Consider the following 20,065-nt stretch of genomic DNA (forward strand, 5'->3'; position numbering starts at 1 on the left):
CACGGGTTCCGCCGCCTGCGCATCCGCTGGGAGATCCGCGACGACATCCACGAAGCCTTCATGACACTCGCCGCGGCGATCATCTGCTGGCGACGCCTCGTCCGCTGATCTTTCTGTTAGGACCTCTAAGTCCGTCGCGTACGGCTTGCGTTCACTCACCCGGCCATCTCAACACGTCCACGCCCACCAGGCAGACATAACGCTACAGATTCACTCGATCACACTATGACATCAGGGGCATCGACCCGCAGACCGCCCTCTGAGAGCTCCGAAGTACCGCGTTGTTGCGCAGGTCGTCCATCACCAACCGTCTGAGGTGCCCCGCGCGAGTAGCGTCAACCAGCCGAACAACCGGATCATGAGCAGAACAGCAGGCGTAGAAACACGAGTGCCGAGGATAGAAGGCCAGGTCAGACGCCATGGACGAGTTTTGGCACCGCACAGGCCGAGCCACTTGTGCCATCGAGTGCAGCCGGCGTGAGAGCAATCCCTGCCTCATCCGCACATCCCGATCTTCTACACCAAATCGGGTGTGCTCGCATCCAGAAAGGTAGGGCAGCGTGACTGGCGACACGAACGTACGGTGGAAGAGCATCGATCCTCCAGGCTGCGTGATTTTGCCGTGTGGATGTCTGTCGTTCGGCACCATGCTCATCACGGCGCTGCATTTCTTCTCGTTGCCGCTGTACCCACAAGGCCTGATCATCTTCGTGTCGACGGTCGCTCTCGGCATCGTGCTGGGCCTGCTGAGCGACCGTTACATGGTTACAGTTGTGGACTTCACCCGGCACGAGATGCGCTTGGTGAGCAAAACCGCCGTCCAGAAGGTGGAGTGAGCTTCCCCCCGTAGCACGGACACCTGAGGTGAGGTCACTCAGTGGTGTCTGACGGCCTATAGAGGGCCTCGAACGTGACGGGGCTGTGCATTCCGATGCTGGAATGTCGTCGGTATGGATTGTACCAGCATTCGATCCATTCAAAGATGGCGTTGGCTAGTTCTTCTCGTGTTTCCCAGCTTTTGGCATCGAGGAGTTCGAGCTGCATCGTTCCCCAGAACGATTCCATCATCGCGTTGTCGTAGCAATCGCCTACCGTTCCCATAGATCCGAGCAAGCCTGCATCTCGCAGCCGATTGCCAAAAGCCCAAGATGTATATTGCGTGCCGTGATCGGAATGCAGAATGGTCGAGCGGGTTCCCGGCCTCCGCCGGGCCACCGCCATCGTTAATGCATTCACCACGAGGCCCGTATCCTGTCGTGCGTCGATGGACCAGCCGATGACGCGTCGTGAATAGGCGTCCATGACGGCGGCGCAATATAGCTTTCCCTCGCCGGTGGGATGTTCGGTGATGGCGGTCAGCCAGAGTCGATCGGGCGCCTCGACGTCGAAGCGGCGCTGCACCAGGTCCTCCTCGGTGGCCTGGTTGACCAGGTTGCGGCGGCCTTTGCGCCGGTAGACGCCCTGCAAACCGGCCGCGCGCATGAGCCGCTCGACGTGCTTGCGGTTGACCTGCTCACCCAGGCCGAGCGTGAGTTCGGCGTGCACCCGCGGCGAGCCGTAACTGCCGCGCGAGTCGGCGTGGATCTGCCGGATCACTTTGGTGAGTTCCTTATTGCGGAGTCCACGCGGCGGCTCGGGCCGGCCGAGCCAATCATAATATCCTGAGGTTGACACCTGAACTACTCGGCAGGCCACCGCGACCGGGATACGGTCCCCGGCGAGTTCGCGGACCAGCGAGTAGGTTACTTTGGGAGGACGTTCTCCCGGGCAAAGTACGCCGCCGCCCGCTTGAGGATGTCGTTCTCCGTCTCCAGCTGTTTATTGCGGCGGCGCAGCTCGGCGAGTTCCTTCTTCTCTGTGCTGGTCAATCGGTCACCGGTGCCGGCGTTGTCATCGGCGTCGGCTTGTCGCAGCCAGTTCTGCAGGCATGAGCGGCTGACACCCAGGTCCTTGGCGAGCTGGGGGAGCGGTTTGTCACCTTGGCGCGCGAGCTCGACCGCGCGACGCCGGAACTCGGCAGGGTGTGGCGAGGGCATGGAGGACATCCTTCCTGATGATCAGGGGTGACCTCAGGTCAAGTGTCCGGAGAACGGGGGGAAGCTCAGACGTCGCTGGAGGTGGTCTGGTGCGACGGGCATGAGACCGTCCTCGGCGTCCACGACCCGGCACTGGCGGCCTCGCTCCGCCGGCTGCTCCCGCCACGCGTCAATGTCCAGGACATATGGAACCAGCTGGAAAATCCCCCACCCGATGCGTGAACGACAACCAGGCACCGCACGGTCGTCGCGTCTCGATGACGAGGCGTTGTTCACCGGGATCCCGGGCAAAATCTGTCCATCCGCTGCACTGACCGGCTCGCCGACGCCAGCGCGGTCAGCTCCGTGGGCTCGCGCGGGGAGCGTCAACGCCCTGGCGAGAGCACCATCAGGCTGTACGAGACCAAACTGATCCACCGCCGCGGCTAACCAGCTCACTCCTGCTCGTGGGTCGTCCATCTGGCGCATGGCCTCGAACAGCGGCAGGAGTTCGGGCCGGATGCTTCCGTGGCCGTCGTCGAGGGCGGCCTGCAGGTCCTCGGTCAAGGCGCAGGTCGCCTGGAAGCTCGACCCCGCCAGCGACGAACCCGGCTACTCGCTGCAGAACGCGTTGCTCCTGGCGGCGCACGGGCCCCGCTACTACGTGAGGCGCGGCACGTTCGACGTCTCCCAGACCGTGCCGCGCGAGCGGTGCCCGCACTGCGGCACCTCCCCGGCCAGCGAGGACGACCGCACCACGCAGTGCCCGCCGGACTGCGCCGTGTTCGCGCCCAGGCCCGGGTCCAAGCCGCCCCGCGTGATCGTCGTCGAGCTGCTGCAGGCCCAGCTCCTCGACGCTGACGAGGCCGAGGGCGAGGCCAACCAGTGATCACGATCAGCCACACCCTCGAGGAAGGCATCCTCGTGGACGGCACCGTCAAGGGCGACGGCGCCTGGGAGATCCTGCGCAAGCACGGCTTCCACTACTTCCGGTCCATCGGCATGATCAGGATCCGCCAGTCCCGGGACCAGGTGGCCAGGCGCTGGAAGATCAACGGCGCGGCTGACGCCCTGCGGGCGGCCGGGTTCGAGGTCACGGTCGAGATCGACGACACCCCGCGCGACCGCGCCCAGGTCCTCGCCGACCAAGCTGATCGGCTGGACGACCGGCGCGACGCGCTCGCGGCCAAGGCACAGCGCCACGCCGGCAACGCGGCTGCGGCCGCCGACCGGGCCAATCAGATCTCGGAGCGGTTCGCGGGCGGGCAGCTCGGCCGCGCGTCATCGCCCGCCGGATCAAGCGGCTGGAGGCGGACCTGCGGCGGGTGCAGCGCAACCTCGACGGTTACACGCGCAGGCACCTCCGGCACGACGGCACGCCTTACTACATCGACGAGCAGCCGCCCGCGACCGGCGAGTACCGCGAACGGCTCCTCGCGCAGAAGGAGCACATCGAGAACCAGCTCGCCTACGACCGGCAGCAGCTCGCCGCCGCCACCGGGCAAGGCGAGTTCGTCGAATGGGGCAAGCACAACATCCACGTCGGCGACCGCGTGTGGGCCTGGGGGTACAACGGGCTCGCCCTCAAGACCAACCCCACCACGGTCAAGCTCGACTTCCGGGACCACCGGCAGCCGAAGGTCAAGTACACCGACGTCCTGAAGGTCGAGTGCCCGCACGGCGACGAGCCCGCGGTCATCGCGCCCAGGGAACCCGCGCGCGCCCGGCCGGCGGCGCCGAAGGTGGACGTGCCGAAGCTCGACACGGAGAAGCTCAGGGCCGCAGCGAACGTGGCCGACAGCGTGCGCGTCGGCCGGGGCCGGGAAGCGTTCGTGTCCCCACCCGCCGTGGTGGACAAGCTCATGGACCTGGCCGACATCTGGCCCGGCATGACGGTCCTGGAACCCTCAGCGGGCACCGGGAACATCGCGCTGGCGGGCCGTCGAGCGGAGCGCTGTCGTGCACTGCGTCGAGATCGATTACAACCTGGCGACTGTCCTGACCAGCCGCGTCCCCGGCGCGAATGCCATCTCTGTCCGTGACTTCCTGGACGTCGATCCGACCGAGCGCGACGGCTGGTTCGAGGAATTGCCCGAGGGCTCGTTCGCCCCAGCGACCGATGCAAGCACGGTCGTCGTGGTCATCCCCGCCGAGCGGTAACCGCCCACTTCAAGCACCCCTGGCCTGGCCTTCCCTGGCCGGGCCTGCTACTCGCCCCCGTCTCCGCCGTCACCAAATCCCCCATCTCCGCTTCTCCCGCCCCTGTCATACCCAGCGCCTCCGTCACGGTCGGCACTCCCGCCTTGGCCGGCACCTCCGTCCGGAAGGTCACGAAACACGAACGCGATGAGTAGACAGGTCAGGAAGATGCCGAGCGAGAGGGCCCAGAGTCCGTCCGCGTCCCGACTGACCGTCAAAAAGAGGACGAAAGCTCCCATAAGCGTCAAGATGACTTTCGTACTCGGGCGCACGACGACCTCCTGTTTTCCGAGAAACCTCACCCTTTCTCTCTGAAAGCAATGAAGTCAATACACCCCACTTCTCGCGGCGAAGGGCGGGGGACTCTCCGGAGACCCCGTGAAGATCATCTTTTCGTGCGGGCTCGGCCTGGACTCGACGGCGATCCTGCTGCGGCGGCTCACCGAGCCCGGATCGTGCTGGTTCGACCTGCGAGACCTCGTGGTTGTGACGGCGCAGACTGGGGACGAATGGGTGGAAACCGCCTACCTCGTCGAACAGCACATCTACCCGCTGCTCGCCCACCACGGCGTCCGCACCATCCAGGTCGCCCGTGCCGGCCGCCGCCAGGCGGACGGCATCGTGATACTCGACGACACCATCCACCCGATCCTGTGCCTGTCGTCGGCGCCGGGCGCCTACCGGCTCAGCGAGGAACTGCTATCGGTCGCCACCGTGCCCCAGTCCGGCGGCATCAGGAAGTGCAGCCTGAAGTTCAAAGGCTGGGTCCTTGACCAGGTCATCGCCCAGATCGTCGGCGACGAGGAGTTCGTCCACGTCGTCGGGTTCGAGGCTGGCGAGGCCCGGCGGATGCTGCGCGACATGCCGCTCGGCCCCGGCACGCGGATCCCGTCCTACCCCTTGATCGAGTGGGGCTGGTACCGCGCCGACTGCGAGCGGTACGTCCTCGACCAGCTCGGAGTGAAGTGGCCCAAGTCGGCGTGCGTCCAGTGCCTTATTTGGAATCTGGGCGATCTACGTTTATTGGTCATGACGTTGATCATCTGGGACAAGTTCCCCCTGGTGGCAGGGCACGAGCATGCGCGGCGGTGGCTGCAGTTCACTGCGAACATCGGGCGCGCCTCCAACACGGTCGTGGCATACGGGCGAGCGGTCGAGGATCACCTCCGGTTCTGTGCGTTGGTGGGTGCAGACCCGCTGACGGTTCGGGCGGATGTCGTGGCTGCCTGGATCGGTGCTCTGCACGAGCGGCCCAACCCGCGGGCGTCGAATCTCGCGCATTTCGACTCGGGGGTCGGCCTAGCGAACGCCACGATCCAGCAGTACGTGGTGGCGGCCCGGTCGTTCTACCAGTTCCTGGTCGAAGACGAACTGCGTGAGCGCAACCCGGTCCGGCGGGGCGAATCCGGACGTCGTGGCCGCCGCCCCCGGCAAGGCTTGGTGCGACGGGTGGAGAAGGCTCCATGGATCCCGAACGAGTGGGACTGGGAGAGGATCCTTCGGGCGGCGCAGGCTGAGCCTCTGCGCAACCGGCTGATGGTCTCGCTGGCCTACGACGCGGCGTTGCGCCGCGAGGAGCTCGTCCAGCTCGAGGTCGGTGACTTCGAGCCCGCCTACTCGCTGATCCATCTGCGCGCCGAGACCACGAAGTCCAAGCGTGCCCGCGAGGTCAGCTTCGGTGCCGCCACCTCGCGCCTGTTCATGGCCTATCTGGCCGAGCGCCGTGAGCTGGTTGGTCGTTCAGGGGGACGGCTGCTGATCAGCGTCTCCCGACGCAACCACGGCAGCTCGCTGGGGCCCTCATCCTGGTCGAAGATCGTGACCAGGATCGCCGACCGCGCCGATGTCTCCAGGCTCTCGCCCCACACCTTCCGTCATCTGCGGCTCACCGACCTGGCCCGGGCCGAGTGGACGATCGACCAGATCGCCCAGTATGCCGGACACCGGGACCTGTCGACCACCTTGCGCTATATCCATCTGAGCGGCCGTGAGCTGGCCGAGAAGCTCCGCAAGTCCAGCGCTTCGATCCAGGCCAGCCGCGAACGGCTCCTGGCAACGCTCGGGGAGGCGCCGTGAGCCTGTCTGCCCTGGCCCGGATCGTCCAGCCCCAAGCCCTCGGCCGGCCCGAGCTCACCGAAGCCGAACGACAGACGCTTGAGCGCATGGCGTCGTTCGCCACCCCGCATCTGCCTCCTGGCTGGCGTGCTCCGCTGCATCGGCTCCTTCGACCGATCGACCAGGTCTCCGAGGGCTGGAGTGAGAAGGGATTGCGTCACGCCCGGAGCGTCATCTTCACCGAGGTCCACCGGCGCCAGCTCGCCTACTGGGCTTGGGACCAAGCCACCTGGGTTGACCTGGCCACCCGCGACACGGCGGCCGCGAAGGCAGGGCGGATGCAGATCGTCGCCCTCGGCTATCTGTTTGGCGATTACCGCACGCTCCACTACGAGGCCCGCATCACCCACGTCCGGAAGATCGCCGACATGGTGTTCGGTCCCGGCGCGTTCCAACCCGCGCTCGCGGAGGTCGAGTCGGTCCTCCGGGAGTGGAAGTCTGACAACGCCCACATGTCGTTTCAGCTGACCAACGCGGTGATCGACATGCTGCTGAGGTCCGGCAGCCCGAACCTCGACCAGATCACCGAGGAACTGCTGGTCGCAGCTGTTGCCGACTACCGAGATGGCCGAGTCTCGGGTCGGCGCAACGGCATCTTCAAGATCTCGCGTGTCCTGGCCGACAAGCGCATCATCTCCGCGCCGCTCACCACCAACCACCACAATCGCGGACCCAAACCGGAGACGCTCGCAACGGTTCCCGCCGCCTGGCTGGACTGGGCGCTGCGCTGGCGCAAACTCTGCACCCTGGAGGCCGGGACGATCCGGACGATGTTCTCTGTCATCCTGGTCGCGGGCCGGTGGGCCGCCGAGAAGCATCCCGAAGCAATCTCCCCCGAGCTCTGGACCCGGGACATGGCCGCCGAATACGTCGCCGACACGATGAAAGCGACCGTCGGCCAATGGGCTGGTCACAACCGCAACCAGGTCCGCTACGGCGAACCGATCTCACCCTCCGGGATGGCCAACCGGCTCGACAGCCTGCGCAGCTTCTTCTGCGACCTCATCGAATGGGAATGGATCAAACCTCGATTCGACCCTCGGCGCGTGATCAGCCTTCCCATCTCCCTGCGCGCCCAGATGGGTCCGAACCCCAGGGTCATCGACGACGCCACCTGGGCGAAGCTTATGGCCGCCGGACTGACCCTCAACCCAGAAGACCTCAAGGTCCACGGCACCCCCGCTGCGAAAGCGGCTGGATATCACAACCAGTACTACCCGATCGAGATGGTCCGCTGCCTGGTCGGGGTCTGGCTGTTCGCCGGCCTGCGCATCGACGAGATCCGCCGCCTCGAACTCGACTGCGTCATATGGGACGAGACCCACGACGAAGACACCGGCGAGACCCACCAGATCTGCCTGCTGCGCGTCCCGCAGAACAAGACCTCCGGCCCGTTCAGCAAACCCGTCGACCCGATCGTCGGCCAGCTCATCGAGGCCTGGAAACTCGTCCGACCCGCCCAGCCCGACATCGCCGATCGCAAAACCGGGCGCCTGCGCCAGCACCTGTTCACCCACCGCGGCCAGCTCGTGGGCAGCGCCTACCTCAACAACAAGATCATTCCTGCGCTCTGCGCTAAGGCCAGGATCCCCGAAAGCGACTCCCGCGGCGCGCTCACCAGCCATCGAGCCCGCACCACGATCGCCACTCAGCTCCTCAACGCCCGCGAACCCCTCACCCTCGCCGACCTTCAGCAATGGCTTGGACACAAACACGCCGCCAGCACCCGCTACTACGCCAAGATTCTGCAACGCACCCTGACCGCGGCCTATCGCAAGGCCGACTACTTCGTCCGCAACGTCCGCACCATCGAAGTCCTCATCGACCGCGACAGCATCCTCACCGGCGCAGCGGCGACCGGCCAGCCCTGGAAGTACTACGACCTGGGTGAGGGCTACTGCACCTACGGCTTCTTCGCCAAATGCCCGCACCGGCTCGCCTGCGCTCGCTGCCCCTTCTACCTGCCCAAACAGTCCCACGCAGGGCAGCTTCTGGCCGTCAAGGACGGCATCGAGGGGATGCTCGAACAGCTCGACCTCACCGACGACGAACGCGAAGCCCTCGAGGGCGATCGGGACGCTGTCACCGCGCTCGCCGAACGCCTCGCTGCCATCCCCACCCCAGCTGGGCCCACTCCTCGCCAACTCGGCGCGCACACGGCCTTCATCCCGCTCACCGCCTTAGGCGATCGTCGGCCCGGAGGCTCGTCACGAGACATCACATGACCCGTGGGCGACTGCTGCTCACCCAGCCAACTCACCGATCTCCGAGTGGAACGGCCACAAGACGATGCACCCGGAAGCAGGAAGCCGCATCGGAGCTAATATCGGCGGACTCGACTCGATAGGAGTTTGGGGAGAGTTCCACCCGGAGGGCGTTCTCCGTTCGCTGATAGATGGTCGGCTCCAAGCTGGAGCGGTCGGCGTTGTCGATCACGACCTGGCTTCCCGGTTGCGCCGCATCGAAGATGACCAGTTGCCCCGCGACGTCGAAGATCGGGCCAGCCTCCCAGGTCGCGTCCGGCAGGCCCCTTTCCAAGCTGACCAGGACGTCGGCGCCAGGCTCGCCCCACAACCACTGGACGAAGGCTTGGAAGACCGGGACGTAGGTGGTGCCTGCGGGCTCATCACCCAAGATCAAGGCGGCGTTCGACTGCCCGACAGGGATCACCCCGACAAATTCCACGTCACATGCTCGTTCATAGTCGCCTTCGAACCCGGACCAGTCCTTCAGCGCGGCCTCGCTGATCACAGCCAACGGTCCTCCCGCCGACTCAACCCAGATCATGCAGCCTCCCCCGGACAAAAGTACCCGCCTGCACCAGGCGACGTCGTGATTCCATCACGAGCGCCGAAGATCGATCGAGCCCAATACAACCATGATCGTTATCTCATATTCGCAATAACGTGCCCGATTCTCGGGTACTGGGCTGCCGACACGAGGGGCCGCATGTTCATGTCCGGCGGCGAGTCAACGCCAACGGGCGTTCGCCAAGGCCCGGCAGCCCCGGGCGATCCCGGTGAACGAGGTCACGATCGAGCTCCATGCGCACTATCAGTTTGAGCGGGCTGAGATCGTCGAGGACGCCGGGGACATGGTGTTCGTGAACCTGTTCCACGTGCCGCTGGGGAAGGCCATGTCGTACGGGACGGCCAATGAGTTGTTCTGCCGCCTGGCCGAGCAGGCCGGATTCCGGGCCCCGGCCGCACATGCTTCGCCACTCGACGATCATCAGGCTCCGGCGGGCCGGGGTGGATCGCCGGGTCGTGCAGGAGATTACCCGTCACGTCTCGGTGACCTCGCAGGACCCGTACTCCCATGTCACCGACTCCGACAAGCGCGAGGCCGTGCAGATGGTGGCCAGGAGAAGGCAGTCCCGTTCGTGAGCGGCCCTGGCAACGTGCGCGCCTTCCCCGGACCGGACGACGAGCCGGACGGGCACGGGCCGATCCAGGGAGCACTGGCACCGGCGCAGGCCGAGGTCTGGACCGCGTGGTTGTCGGCGAACACGCTCACCCAGCGGCGGGTTGGGGAATGGGATGCGGCCACGTGGCTGTTCGCTGGCGACGTCGACAACCGCTCCACGGTCGCCTACCGCTGCACGGTGGCGGCCTGCGACCGGATTTCACGCACGAAAACCCTGTGTGATGTCTCATCAACGCCGGCGTCTCCATCGAGGCTGTCCGCCTCCGCCTCGGCCACGCCTCCGCCGATACCACCCAGCTGTACGCGCTGCTCGACGACAAACTCGCCGACGCCGAGATCCGCGCCGCACGCCGACGCCGGGACCGGACAACAAGCTGGGGAAGGTTTGCCGTCAGAGAACCCTCAGCTCACTGCAATCAAGATCCTTCTCAGCGCCAACGGCCGGCCGCTGGTTCCTCACCCCCGGTGAAGTCCCTGTGTCACCCCGGCGCCACGCCGGGCCGCCGCAGCTCTGGAGCCGCAGCACCGCGCCTCTCGATGCCCGTGGCAGAGACGTCGTATCGTGCGGTCGAGTTCAGGCAGGTGCAACGACCTCTGCCTCGCAGGCGAGGCACATCAGTGTGTGCTCCACCACGTGGCCCTGCCCGAACCGCTGACCCAACTCGACGGTGTACTCGTCGCACTCAGGGCACGTCCAAGGGCCGGGCTCGCCCTGCTTCACCGAACGGATGATGTGATTCCACTCATCGTCACTCATCCCGGAATCCTACGGCTCTCCGGGGCGCTCGGGGCTCTGCAGCAGAGTCCTGGCCACCGCGACCCGCTGCTGCTGCCCGCCGGAGAGCGTGTCGCAGCGCTGGAACCGCCGGTCCGCCAGCCCGACCCGGTCGGGGTGCTCCACGGCGTGGACCCGCAGCGCGCGTGGGTAGCTCATCACTCCGTACCTCGGTAGCCGCAGGGTGGCCAGCGACCCCATCAGCACGTTCTCCAGCGCCGATAGCCGTCCGACGAGGCCGAACTCCTGAAAGACGAACCCGACCCTGGCGCGCAGGGCGCGCAGCCGCCTCCGGGAGCAGGCAAGTCGTGGGTCGAGCCCCCTCCCGGCCGGTCCGGCGAGGCCCGGTGGCTCAGGACGGTACGCACACCGTCTGGAAGGGCTCGCCGGGCAGGTACTGCTCCCACTCCTCGGCGCTGAGCGCACGGCCGGCGCGGGCGCAGGCGGCGGCCACCAGGTCCGCGGGTTCGGCCACGCCCCACACCCGGAAGGTGTCGTCATCGTTCACCGTGGCCAGCACGCCGTCGCCGAACTCCACCTGCGAGACCCTGCTACGGCCAGGAAGAGCGGCGCCGACCTGCTCCTGCGTGGCCACGTCCCACAGCCGGACGCTCTTGTCGTCGCTCGCGGTGGCGAGGGTGGCGCCGTCGGCGCTGAAGGCCACCGCGGTGATCACGCCGGAGTGCCCGCCCAGGTCCCGGCCGAGCTGCTTGCGGGAGGCCAGGTCGATCAGCCGCGTTCCCGTGTTGCCGGCCACGGCCAGGGTCCTGACGTCGGGGGAGAAGGCGACGCTCTTCGCCCTGCTGATGGGCGGGCCGGCCTCGGCCTGGGTGGACAGCTCCCACAGCTGGGCGTTCTCCGCGATGTCCACCGCGGTCAGGTATCTGCTGTCGGGGCTGATGACCAGCTGCGCGATGTTCTCGGGGCGGACGATGCGGTGGATCCGGCGATGGGTGCGTGCGTCGAAGAGCCATATCTCGGGCTTCGCAGCGGTCTGCGGGTCCGGTGTGAGCGCGATGGCCAGGGTCCGCCCGTCCGGGCTGTAGGCCGCCGGCCCGATGACGTGGCGAGGGGTTCGCACCGAGCTCACCTGGCGTCGGCTGGCGACGTCCCACCAGGTCAGCTCGGACTCCAGGCCGATCGCCAGCGTGCCGCCGTCCGGGCTGCCCACCGCGGTGTTGATGGGCTGCCCCGGCCTGATGGTGAAGATCGGCGTTCGCGGGCCGAGGTTCCAGAGCCTGACCTGCCGCGCGTCGGAGGTCAGGATGCCGCGCCGATCGCTGCTGAACGTCGCGGCGCGCGCGGTGGTGCCCGCCGTGGGCAAGGGAGCTCCCAGCTGCCGGTGTGTGAACGGGCTCCACAGCCGCAGCCCGTCGAAGCCGCCGGCGGCCAGTAGTTTCCCGTCGGGGCTGAAGGCCACGCTGTACAGGCCGATCGTGTGACCGGCGAGCCTGGGACCGAGCTCCTCGCGCGTGGCCAGGTCCCACAGCCGGGCCCGGCCGCCGTCGCTCGTGGTCGCCAGGACCGAGCCGTCGGGGCTGAACGCCACGCGGATGCCGCCGATCTGCCTGTTCATGAGCGGCTTGCCGATGGGGCGCCACGTGGCGACGTCCCACAGGCGCAACGCGTGGCTGCTGGTGACCAGCCGCTTCCCGTCGGGGCTGAAGGCGAGGTGGCTGATGCCGGCGGGGGAGAGGTGCGCTTGGAGCGAGGCGACCTGCCTGCGCGAGGCCACGTCCCAGACCCGGGCCTCGGTCTCGCGGGAGGAGTGGGTCGCCAGCAGCCTCCCGTCCGGGCTGAAGGCGACGGCGTTGGCCCCGGGGAGCGCGTCACCGACCTGTGTGCGCGTGGCCACGTCCCACAGCCGTACCCTGTCGCCGCCGGTGGCCAGGAGCCTGCCGTCCGGACTGAACGCCACGGTGCCGCCGCCCCGGAGCGGCTCGCCGACCTGCTCGTGCGTGGCGGCGTCCCAGATCCGCACGTCCTCGGCCGCCGCCGCGACGAGCCGGCCGTCGCTGCTGAACGCCACCTCGGTGACCATCTGCTTCTGGCCGGTCAGGGAGCCGGCTGGACGGTGGGTGACAGGGTCGCGGAGTGTCACGACGCCCTCGTCCCCGTTGGTCGCGAGGACCTTGCCGTCGGGGCTGAAGGCCAGCGCGATCGCCGGGCCTGGCCTGGTGAAGACGGCGGGCCCGGCGAGCGCGTTGCGGAGGCTGTGGCGGGCCTCCTTGGTCGGCGCGAGCCGCCAGGCGGTGACCGCGAGCAGGTGTCCGACCGTCGGCTCGGTGCCGACGAGCCGGACGCTCTGCGTCGCCAGTTGCCGGGACAACGCCTGCCGCTTCTGCGCCTCCGCCCGCTCCCGCTCCCTGTTGGCCTCGCCCGCGGCGGACACGGCCGAGACCGCGCCGGCGAGAGCGACGACGAGCAACGTGACCAGCGTGACCAGCGCGCCGCGCCGCATCTTCCTGGATCGGGCCAGCGCCCGGCGGCTGGAGTCGAGGAAGTCCCGCTCCAGCCTGGTGAGCGTCATGTGGCGGCGCTCGGAGACGGCCCAGCTCTCGACCGCCTGCAGCCGGCTGCCGCGCAGCAGGTCGCCGTCGCCGCGACCGTTGTCGTCCCAGTGGCGGGCGGCCTGGCTGAGCTGCCCGACGACTGCCAGGCCCGGTCTCTCCGCGCTCACCCAGCCGCGCAGGCGAGGCCACGCGCGCAGGACGGCGGGACGGGTCAGGACCATCTGGCCGTCACGCTCGGAGAGCACGTAGGAGAACGCCCGGAGGATGGCCCGCAGGTCCTGCCCGCCGTACTCCAGCTCGGCCACGGGCACCGGGCGGGTCGTCTCCATGTCGTACTCGTCCAGGGTGAGCAGGCGCAGGAACACTCCGGGCACCAGTCGCCGCTGCTCCTCCGGGAGCGCGGTGTAGGCGTCCTCGGCGATCGTCCCCAGCCCCGGGTCCAGGCCATCGGCCGAGGCGATCTGCCGCGCCCGCTCACTGCCCGCCCGCAACAGCCCGGTGGCCTCGCCGTTCCCGCTGACCAGGGCGAGCAGCAACTCCCGGGCGGTCGGCCGCGCCTGCGGCTCCTTGGCCAGCGCCGCCGCCACCAGCGGGCGCAGCGCCGGCGGCAACCCGTCCACGTCGGGTATGGCCGACAGAACCTGGTGGATCACCGCAGCGGCGTTGTCCCCGGCGAAGGCGTCCCTTCCTTGCGCGGCGAAGAGCATCACGGCGCCCCACGCGAACACGTCGCCCGGCGCGCCCGCCCGCCGCCCGCTGAACGACTCGGGTGGCATGTAGGCGGGCGTGCCGGCGATCAGTCCGGTGGACGTCACTGGCATCTCCTCGGTACGCGCGATACCGAAGTCGATCACCCGCGGGCCGTCCGGACCGAGCAGGACGTTGTCGGGCTTCAGATCACGGTGGATCACCCCTGCCTCGTGAACCGCGGCCAGCGCGGTGGCGATCGCCGTGGCCAACCGGTGCAGGTCGTCCCCCGCGAACGGCCGCCCATCCCGTACGGCTGTGCGCAGGCTGGGCCCGCTGACGTACTCGCTGACGATGTACGGCCGCGAGCCCGCCAGATCGGCGTCCAACACCCGAGCCGTGCAGAAGGAGGCCACCCTTCGCGCGGCCTCGACCTCCCGGGCGAATCGGTCCAGTTGCGTGCGGCCGCTGTCGGCGTGCAGGAGCTTGAGCGCCACCCGAGTGCCCTCACCGTCGTACGCCTCGTACACGACACCCTGGCCTCCCTGCCCCAGGCGGCCGGCCAGCCAGTAGCCGCCGACCGTGTGCGGGTCCTCTCCCAGCAACGCTCTCGTGGTCGCTGGGACGCGCACATGCGGCCAAGGGCTCGGGCGCCCGGAGGCCGCCGGCGGCGGCGCGGCCCCTGGCCGGGAACGCGGGCCGGCGCCGGGGGTAGTTGAACGGACATCTCTCTTGCTCATATGGGGGTCATCCGTTGTGGGTGGGGACGTAAAGCGGCTGCTGCGGGTGATGAGGGAGGGAGGCGCCGACCACGTCATGATCTTCTGGGATCACGGCTCAGCAGTCGGTGACGAGATCTTCACGCGGACGGCGCCGTCGTTGTCGCGCAGGCAACCGTCGGCGTCGTTGACGCGCAGCTGGAGGAAGCCCGCCTGGCGCGCCTCGACCAAGGCCCTGCTGCCGACCCTGTAGTGGTCGTTGTTGATCCTCGCGATCATCGAACCGTGCGGGTGCCTGCTGAGGATCTTGCACCCCTGGTGGATCCTGCGGTCGACGCGCCAGGCGTAGCCGGCCGAGGACACGTAGGGGAACTCGCGGTAGTCGACCGTCCACCGGCCGCTGACGTAGTGGATCCGCACCATGTCATCCGGCTCGACGTAAACGCCCGCGTTCTGCCAGCCGCTCTCGGAGCTGATCCATTTACTTTGCCGTAGTGCGTCGTGGCCGAGGCGGGCGAGGCGCCGGCGAGGACGCAGCTGCCGGCGGTGAAGGTGGCGAAGAACAGGGTGGCCAGCTTCGATTGCATGCAATGAATGCCTTTCCTGTCTATTTCAGGTTCGCCGTACATGTGGGTTGGATAGCGCCCGGGGGAGGAAGGTTCGCAGCCTTGCGATCTTTTTCGCCCCGCTCAACGCGCTCAACCGCACGACCGCACGACCCGCGAGCCAGCTGATCGTACGGGCCGTGCCGCCACGAACTCCTCATGCGCATGGGCCGGAAGCGTGGCTGGCCGGGGAGCGTGCGGCGGCAGCTGGGCGTATCCGGCGCTTCTCCATCCGGGTGACATGGTGGGCCACCCGGTTGCGTTCCCACTGCGACAACGCCGCCAGGTCGGAGATCCGGCTTCGTCCCTCGGCGGCTTCGTCCCTCGGCGGCTTCGTCCCTCAGCGGACTCGCTCAGCACGACGAGCACCTACTCGCCAGGTTGGGGTGGTCTCGTCTGTTATGCGCTTGGTGAGGTTGTTGATCGATGCGAGGTGGATCACGGCCAGGCTGCTCGGTGGTACTCGTCGATCGCTCCGCTGAGCACCTTTCGGCGCTGAATCCGGTCTTCCGGTGGGGCGACCACAGGTTGACGGGACGCCCTGAGAGACGTGGGCAGGATCGCGATGTTGGCCGGCAAACCGGGATCCAGGCGGCCAGCACGCCGTCAGCGGCCGGGATGGCCACCCGCTCAACCTCGATGCCGTACGTCCGGAGGGCCCTGGCAGCGTTCGCGAGCGCCACTCGCGCCAGCGCGCTGGGCGGTACCCAGCAGTAGCAGCACCCGGAGGCTCGACTACTCACCTAGCGTGAGATTGGGGGGTGCGGGGTCTGCGGAGTGTGGTGGTCCAGCAAGCGGGTGAGCAGATCCACGAACTGGTCGCGCTCGGCAGGGGTCAGCGGGGCGAGCAGCTCGTCGTGGAGGTCGTCCAGGACCTTGTCGAGGCGGCGCAGATGCCGGCGGCCTTGGGCGGTGATCGTGATGACGTTGCGGCGGCGGTCGTCGGGATCCGGCGCCCGCCCGACGAGACCGCGCTCGGCCAGTTCGTTGAGGACGCCGACCATGTCGCTGCGGTAGATGCCGGTGCGTCGGCTCAGCGTCGCCTGGCTGCCCGGGCCGTGCTCCTGCAACGAAGCCAGCACCGCGTAGTGCCATTTGCGGGCGTCGACCTGGGCCAGTCCTTCGTTGATCAGCCGGTCCGAGTGTGCGGTCATGCCTGACAGCAGGCGGCTGGCCCGTCGGCGCGGATACTTTGATCGCCGACCGTATCGAGATCGCCGACCTGTTCGCCCGCTTCGCGCGCCTGCTCGACGAGAAGCGATGGCAGGATGCAGGCACCGTCTTCACCGACGATGTGGCGGTGCACTCGCCGCGGGGGGGGGGGGGGGGGGGAAACTCCGCGGCATCGACAAGGTCGTTGGCTTTATGCGACAGAGTGAGGCCGAGGGGTAGCAAGCCCAGCACCTGACCACTGACCTGCTGGTGGATGTCGACGGCGATCAGGCGGCTGCATCGGCGTATTCGCAGAAGTCCGGGGCGCCGATCGGCCGTGCGCCCCGCCCGCCGTCAGGCGATGATCGCGTAGGCCCGTACCGGGAAGGTGCCCAGGCCCGCCACCATCGGAGGCGCAGCGTGGAAGCGGAAGCCGTCCACGGGCAGCTCGCTCAGGGCCGTCAGGTGCTCCACCACCGGGATGCCCGCGCCCAGCAGAGTCGTGTGGACGGGCCGCGGACCGCCGGGCGGGGTGTCATCGATGTTCAGCGAGTCGATCCCGACCAGCGCCGCGCCCTGCTCGGCCAGCCACCGCGCCGACTCCGAAGCGAGGTACGGGTGCCCGTGCGCGTAGGCGTCGGTGCCGAAGTGGCGGTCCCAGCCGGTGTGGATCAGCACGGCGCGGCCCCGCACGTCCAGGTCCTCACTGATCGTCACCTCACGCCCCGCGCCCGCCCGGACCACCAGCCCCGGCAGGTCGGCCAGCTTGCCGATCGGCACCTGCGACAGGTCGGGGCCCTCCGGATAGCGGTGGAAGGGGGTGTCGAGGTAGGTGCCGGTATTGCCGGTCATCTCGATCGTGCCCATGTAGAACTCGGTACCCGGCGCGTAGATCTGTCGCGAGGCCTCCCGCGACAGATGTACCCCCAGCTCGGGGACAGGGAGGCCGGGGTAGGTGACCATGCCCTGGGTGATGCGGTGACTCAATTCGACGATCATTCTCACTCCGGTGCGTTCGAGGGGGTTCTGGAATGCCCAGCCGGGCCGGTTTGATCAGGGGACCACACCGATGGCCGCTCTACGAGGAGCTCCGCCGACGACGGTCAGGCCGCGTGGTAGACGCTGTTGATCATTCGGCCGATCGAGTCGCCAGGTTGATCTGCTGGTACGCCTCGCTGTCCCCGTTCAGCCGGGATGAGGAGACCAGGCCGTAGCCGGCCTGCGCCGCGCAGGCCCGGCCGAGGACGTCGAGCAGCAGATCCATGGCGACATTGTGGTGTACGGGCCGATCAGCGGGAGCTTCGGGGGCGGTTCAGTCGGGGACGGCACTCCGCTCGGCGGGTGGCCCCGGTGCATTGCGGCCAAGGAACAACCCCGGAGTTCGCGCGGGCCTCCGTGGTCAGGTCAGCGACTGGATTGCTGATCGCTCGACCCGGACCTTGCGTCCGCACACCTCTCCAGCCGACCCGGAGGCGAACGAAAGGGCCCGGCTGCTCGGCGAGCTGGCCGACGAACCACGGGAGGGACGCTGTCGTCCGCTGCCCACGCGGCGGGTGCTGATCCCGAAGCCGGGCGTGCGGGAGGAGTTGCGCCCGAAACGTTCAGCGCACGACGCCCCGCAGGTGCTCATGGACGAGCACGGGCGGGGACGCCGATGGGTGGCCGAGACGGACATCATCAACTGCTCATCGGCGATTGGCCAGGAGCCGGCCCCGGAAGTCGCGTTCGGAATGCCGGTCGATAGCATGCCGCGGTGCCTTCGGAAACCCTGATCGTGGCGGTCGCCCAGATTTCCCCCATGCCAGGGGATGTGCGGGCGAATGCCCGTTCGGCGGCGGCTTTGATGGCCGGAGCCGCTGAGGCTGGTGCGAAACTGCTCCTGTTCCCCGAGCTGTCACTTGTGGGCTACGACCTGGAGCTTTTCGCCGACGCGTCGGCTTGGGTGACCGAGGACGACCCGAGGCTCGACGTCATCCGCCAGGCCAGCGCGGAGTGCGGCGTGGCCGCGGTGGTCGGCGCCGCGTACCGCAGGCCGGACAACACGGCCTGGATCGCCTCGCTGGCGATCCGGCCCGACGGCGAGATCCAGGTCTACGGCAAGCAGAACCTGCACGGCGTGGAGCGCGACCTGTTCCAGCCCGGCAACAAGATCCAGTTCCTTGACGTCGACGGTTGGCAAGTCGCGCTCGCCATCTGTTACGACGCCGCGGTGCCCGCGCACGCGGAGCAAGCAGCTTGCCAGGGTGCCGAGATCTACGCTGTGTCCGCCCTGTACACGCAAGAGCAGGCGCGACGCATCGATGTCCACGCCGCGGCCCGGGCCATGGACAACCGCATGTACTCGGTCGTCGCGAACCTCGCCGGCCGGGGACCGGGGTGGGAATCCTGCGGCGGCAGCGGCACGTGGCACCCGGACGGCACGCGGCTGAGCCAGGCAGGGACCGACTCGGGTGTGTTCACCACGGCGTTGTCGCGCAGTGAATTGCAGGCGTTGCGCGACAAGGACACCCTGGCCGGATACCCGCGGCCCGCGCTCAGCGCGCAGACGTGGACATGACGGCGCCCGCCCGGGCTGAGCCGCACGGCGGCTCCCTCACGGGACAGGTGCTGATCTTCGATGCCGATGACACGCTGTGGGAGAACAATGTCCTCTTCGAGCGCGCCGTCGACGACTTCGTGCGCTGGCTGAAGCATCCGACCCTCGACGGGGCCGAGATCCGCGCCGTCCTCAACAGCATCCAGGCGGCGAACGTGGCCGCACACGGATACGGCGGCAAGATGTTCCTGCGCAGCCTGAAGGAGTGCCTGGAGCGGCTCCGCGAGCGGCCGGCGAGCGCAGCGGAGTCGCGTCATATCGACGGGTTGGCGGCGGCTGTCCTGGAAGGACGCGTGGAGCCAATCCCGGGTGTCGTCGAGACACTCACCGTTCTCGGCGGCCGGAACGAGCTGCTGCTGCTCACCAAGGGCGATACCGAAGAGCAGCAGCGCAAACTGGATCTCTCGGGGCTCGCGCACCACTTTCGCGGCATCCATATCGTCGCCGAGAAGGACGTCGACACCTACCGGCTGCTCACTCGCGATCTGGGCCTGGCGCCGGCGGCGACCTGGATGATCGGCAACTCCCCGAAGTCGGACATCCTGCCCGCCCGGCAGGCGGGCATGAACGCCGTCTTCATTCCGAACGACCACACCTGGGCGCTCGAGCACAGCGAGCTCGATGACGACGATGGAGGAGTGCTGCGGCTACGGGCGTTCTCCGAGCTACAGCATCACTTCTGAAAACGAGAGGAACCTGCCGTTGAGCAACGACCCGACCCCGAACGTCATCGCCGGGCCGCCCCAGCCGGCCGAGCAGGTGCGCAGGACGCCCAGCGTCTCGTGCGTGTTCATCTGCCACGACGGCGACGGCCGGGTGCTGCTGGCCCGACGCGGCGCCGGTGCACGTGACGAGCCCGGCACCTGGGACTGTGGCGCCGGAGCGCTGGAGTACGGGGAGTCGTTCGAGACGGCTGTCGCCCGGGAGGTCGGCGAGGAATACACGACCCGTCCGCTGGAGATCGCGACCATCGGCGTGCGCAACGTCCTGCGGGAGGAGCCGTCCTCTCACTGGGTCGCGGTGATCTTCGCAGTCAGGGTCGATCCCGCCGAAGCCGCCATCGGGGAGCCTCACAAGTTCGACGAGCTGGGCTGGTTCTCCCCGGACGCGCTGCCGTACCCGATGCACTCGCAACTCGCCGAGAGCATCAGGCTGTTCCGCGCATGGCAAGAGGCATAGCCCGCAGCGGGACGCCCTGGCGACGTGCGAATTCCGCCGTGTCGCCGTCGAAGCGATCGTGGCGAGGGCGCACTCACGTAGCGA

General features: G+C 68.1%; 22 protein-coding genes. 10 read left to right on the forward strand and 12 right to left on the reverse strand.

Annotated features, from left to right (window positions below; genetic code table 11):
• Positions 1-560: 560 nt before the first annotated feature.
• Entirely contained in the window at positions 561-836 is a 276-nt protein-coding gene (locus ACBJ32_RS58120; protein ID WP_375134180.1) for a hypothetical protein, read from the forward strand.
• A 34-nt stretch (positions 837-870) separates the two neighbouring features.
• Here ACBJ32_RS58120 and ACBJ32_RS58125 read toward each other — a convergent pair whose 3' ends face one another.
• On the reverse strand, positions 871-1,734 hold the full coding sequence (locus ACBJ32_RS58125) for an IS3 family transposase (protein WP_375134211.1): 864 nt from the start codon (positions 1,732-1,734) through the stop codon (positions 871-873).
• An 8-nt stretch (positions 1,735-1,742) separates the two neighbouring features.
• Positions 1,743-2,036, reverse strand: coding sequence for a transposase (locus ACBJ32_RS58130; protein ID WP_375134181.1), 294 nt, complete (start codon positions 2,034-2,036; stop codon positions 1,743-1,745).
• 499 nt (positions 2,037-2,535) lie between these two features.
• Here ACBJ32_RS58130 and ACBJ32_RS58135 point away from each other — a divergent pair, with 499 nt between their 5' ends.
• From ACBJ32_RS58135 to ACBJ32_RS58150, 4 genes are all read left to right on the forward strand, one after another.
• Positions 2,536-2,904, forward strand: coding sequence for a hypothetical protein (locus ACBJ32_RS58135; RefSeq protein WP_375134182.1), 369 nt, complete (start codon positions 2,536-2,538; stop codon positions 2,902-2,904).
• A gap of 436 nt (positions 2,905-3,340) precedes the next feature.
• Positions 3,341-4,057: a hypothetical protein gene (locus ACBJ32_RS58140; protein ID WP_375134183.1), complete on the forward strand. Its 717-nt coding sequence runs from the start codon at positions 3,341-3,343 to the stop codon at positions 4,055-4,057.
• A gap of 535 nt (positions 4,058-4,592) precedes the next feature.
• Positions 4,593-6,290: a tyrosine-type recombinase/integrase gene (locus ACBJ32_RS58145; RefSeq protein ID WP_375134184.1), complete on the forward strand. Its 1,698-nt coding sequence runs from the start codon at positions 4,593-4,595 to the stop codon at positions 6,288-6,290.
• The gene (locus ACBJ32_RS58150) at positions 6,287-8,554 is read left to right on the forward strand and encodes a tyrosine-type recombinase/integrase (protein ID WP_375134185.1); all 2,268 of its coding nucleotides are present in this window, start codon (positions 6,287-6,289) and stop codon (positions 8,552-8,554) included. Before ACBJ32_RS58145 ends, ACBJ32_RS58150 begins: the two co-directional genes overlap by 4 nt.
• Positions 8,555-8,585: 31 nt before the next feature.
• Here the strand turns inward: ACBJ32_RS58150 and ACBJ32_RS58155 are convergent, their stop codons facing one another.
• Together ACBJ32_RS58155 and ACBJ32_RS58160 are read right to left on the reverse strand one after the other, a co-directional pair.
• Positions 8,586-9,116 carry an Imm21 family immunity protein gene (locus tag ACBJ32_RS58155; protein WP_375134186.1) on the reverse strand — a complete coding sequence of 177 codons (531 nt, stop codon included), beginning with the start codon at positions 9,114-9,116 and terminating at the stop codon, positions 8,586-8,588.
• A gap of 166 nt (positions 9,117-9,282) precedes the next feature.
• Positions 9,283-9,561 (reverse strand): hypothetical protein, encoded by a 279-nt coding sequence (locus ACBJ32_RS58160; protein WP_375134216.1) that lies wholly within the window; start codon positions 9,559-9,561, stop codon positions 9,283-9,285.
• On the opposite strand from ACBJ32_RS58160, the gene ACBJ32_RS58165 reads away from it, so the two are divergent.
• Positions 9,539-9,715, forward strand: a complete 177-nt coding sequence (locus tag ACBJ32_RS58165) for a hypothetical protein (protein ID WP_375134187.1) — start codon at positions 9,539-9,541, stop codon at positions 9,713-9,715. The two genes, ACBJ32_RS58160 and ACBJ32_RS58165, sit on opposite strands and share 23 nt — an antisense overlap.
• Positions 9,716-10,329: 614 nt before the next feature.
• On the opposite strand, the gene ACBJ32_RS58170 is transcribed toward ACBJ32_RS58165, so the two are convergent.
• From ACBJ32_RS58170 to ACBJ32_RS58195, 6 genes are all read right to left on the reverse strand, one after another.
• On the reverse strand, positions 10,330-10,512 hold the full coding sequence (locus ACBJ32_RS58170) for a hypothetical protein (RefSeq protein ID WP_375134188.1): 183 nt from the start codon (positions 10,510-10,512) through the stop codon (positions 10,330-10,332).
• A gap of 9 nt (positions 10,513-10,521) precedes the next feature.
• Entirely contained in the window at positions 10,522-10,956 is a 435-nt protein-coding gene (locus tag ACBJ32_RS58175; RefSeq protein ID WP_375134189.1) for an ATP-binding cassette domain-containing protein, read from the reverse strand.
• The gene (locus ACBJ32_RS58180) at positions 10,883-14,335 is read right to left on the reverse strand and encodes a WD40 repeat domain-containing serine/threonine protein kinase (protein WP_375134190.1); all 3,453 of its coding nucleotides are present in this window, start codon (positions 14,333-14,335) and stop codon (positions 10,883-10,885) included. Before ACBJ32_RS58180 ends, ACBJ32_RS58175 begins: the two co-directional genes overlap by 74 nt.
• Positions 14,336-14,560: 225 nt before the next feature.
• Positions 14,561-14,872 carry a hypothetical protein gene (locus tag ACBJ32_RS58185; RefSeq protein ID WP_375134191.1) on the reverse strand — a complete coding sequence of 104 codons (312 nt, stop codon included), beginning with the start codon at positions 14,870-14,872 and terminating at the stop codon, positions 14,561-14,563.
• A 925-nt stretch (positions 14,873-15,797) separates the two neighbouring features.
• Positions 15,798-16,208 (reverse strand): MarR family winged helix-turn-helix transcriptional regulator, encoded by a 411-nt coding sequence (locus ACBJ32_RS58190; RefSeq protein ID WP_375134193.1) that lies wholly within the window; start codon positions 16,206-16,208, stop codon positions 15,798-15,800.
• The gene (locus tag ACBJ32_RS58195; RefSeq protein WP_375134217.1) at positions 16,205-16,360 is read right to left on the reverse strand and encodes a hypothetical protein; all 156 of its coding nucleotides are present in this window, start codon (positions 16,358-16,360) and stop codon (positions 16,205-16,207) included. Before ACBJ32_RS58195 ends, ACBJ32_RS58190 begins: the two co-directional genes overlap by 4 nt.
• On the opposite strand from ACBJ32_RS58195, the gene ACBJ32_RS58200 reads away from it, so the two are divergent.
• Complete coding sequence (locus ACBJ32_RS58200; RefSeq protein WP_375134212.1) at positions 16,298-16,462, forward strand: hypothetical protein; 165 nt, start codon at positions 16,298-16,300, stop codon at positions 16,460-16,462. The two genes, ACBJ32_RS58195 and ACBJ32_RS58200, sit on opposite strands and share 63 nt — an antisense overlap.
• 98 nt (positions 16,463-16,560) lie before the next feature.
• Here ACBJ32_RS58200 and ACBJ32_RS58205 read toward each other — a convergent pair whose 3' ends face one another.
• Positions 16,561-17,211, reverse strand: coding sequence for a cyclase family protein (locus ACBJ32_RS58205; RefSeq protein WP_375134194.1), 651 nt, complete (start codon positions 17,209-17,211; stop codon positions 16,561-16,563).
• A gap of 124 nt (positions 17,212-17,335) precedes the next feature.
• Positions 17,336-17,470, reverse strand: a complete 135-nt coding sequence (locus ACBJ32_RS58210; protein WP_375134195.1) for a hypothetical protein — start codon at positions 17,468-17,470, stop codon at positions 17,336-17,338.
• 489 nt (positions 17,471-17,959) lie between these two features.
• Between ACBJ32_RS58210 and ACBJ32_RS58215 the strand changes: the two genes are divergently transcribed.
• From ACBJ32_RS58215 to ACBJ32_RS58225, 3 genes are read left to right on the forward strand one after another with little or no spacing between them, the layout of a single operon-like run.
• Entirely contained in the window at positions 17,960-18,763 is an 804-nt protein-coding gene (locus ACBJ32_RS58215) for a carbon-nitrogen hydrolase family protein (protein ID WP_375134196.1), read from the forward strand.
• Positions 18,760-19,485 carry an HAD family hydrolase gene (locus ACBJ32_RS58220; protein WP_375134213.1) on the forward strand — a complete coding sequence of 242 codons (726 nt, stop codon included), beginning with the start codon at positions 18,760-18,762 and terminating at the stop codon, positions 19,483-19,485. Before ACBJ32_RS58215 ends, ACBJ32_RS58220 begins: the two co-directional genes overlap by 4 nt.
• Before the next feature lie 19 nt (positions 19,486-19,504).
• Positions 19,505-19,981 carry an NUDIX domain-containing protein gene (locus ACBJ32_RS58225; protein WP_375134197.1) on the forward strand — a complete coding sequence of 159 codons (477 nt, stop codon included), beginning with the start codon at positions 19,505-19,507 and terminating at the stop codon, positions 19,979-19,981.
• Positions 19,982-20,065: the final 84 nt, after the last annotated feature.

Source organism: Nonomuraea sp. GTA35, from assembly GCF_041950525.1.
GTDB lineage: Bacteria > Actinomycetota > Actinomycetes > Streptosporangiales > Streptosporangiaceae > Nonomuraea.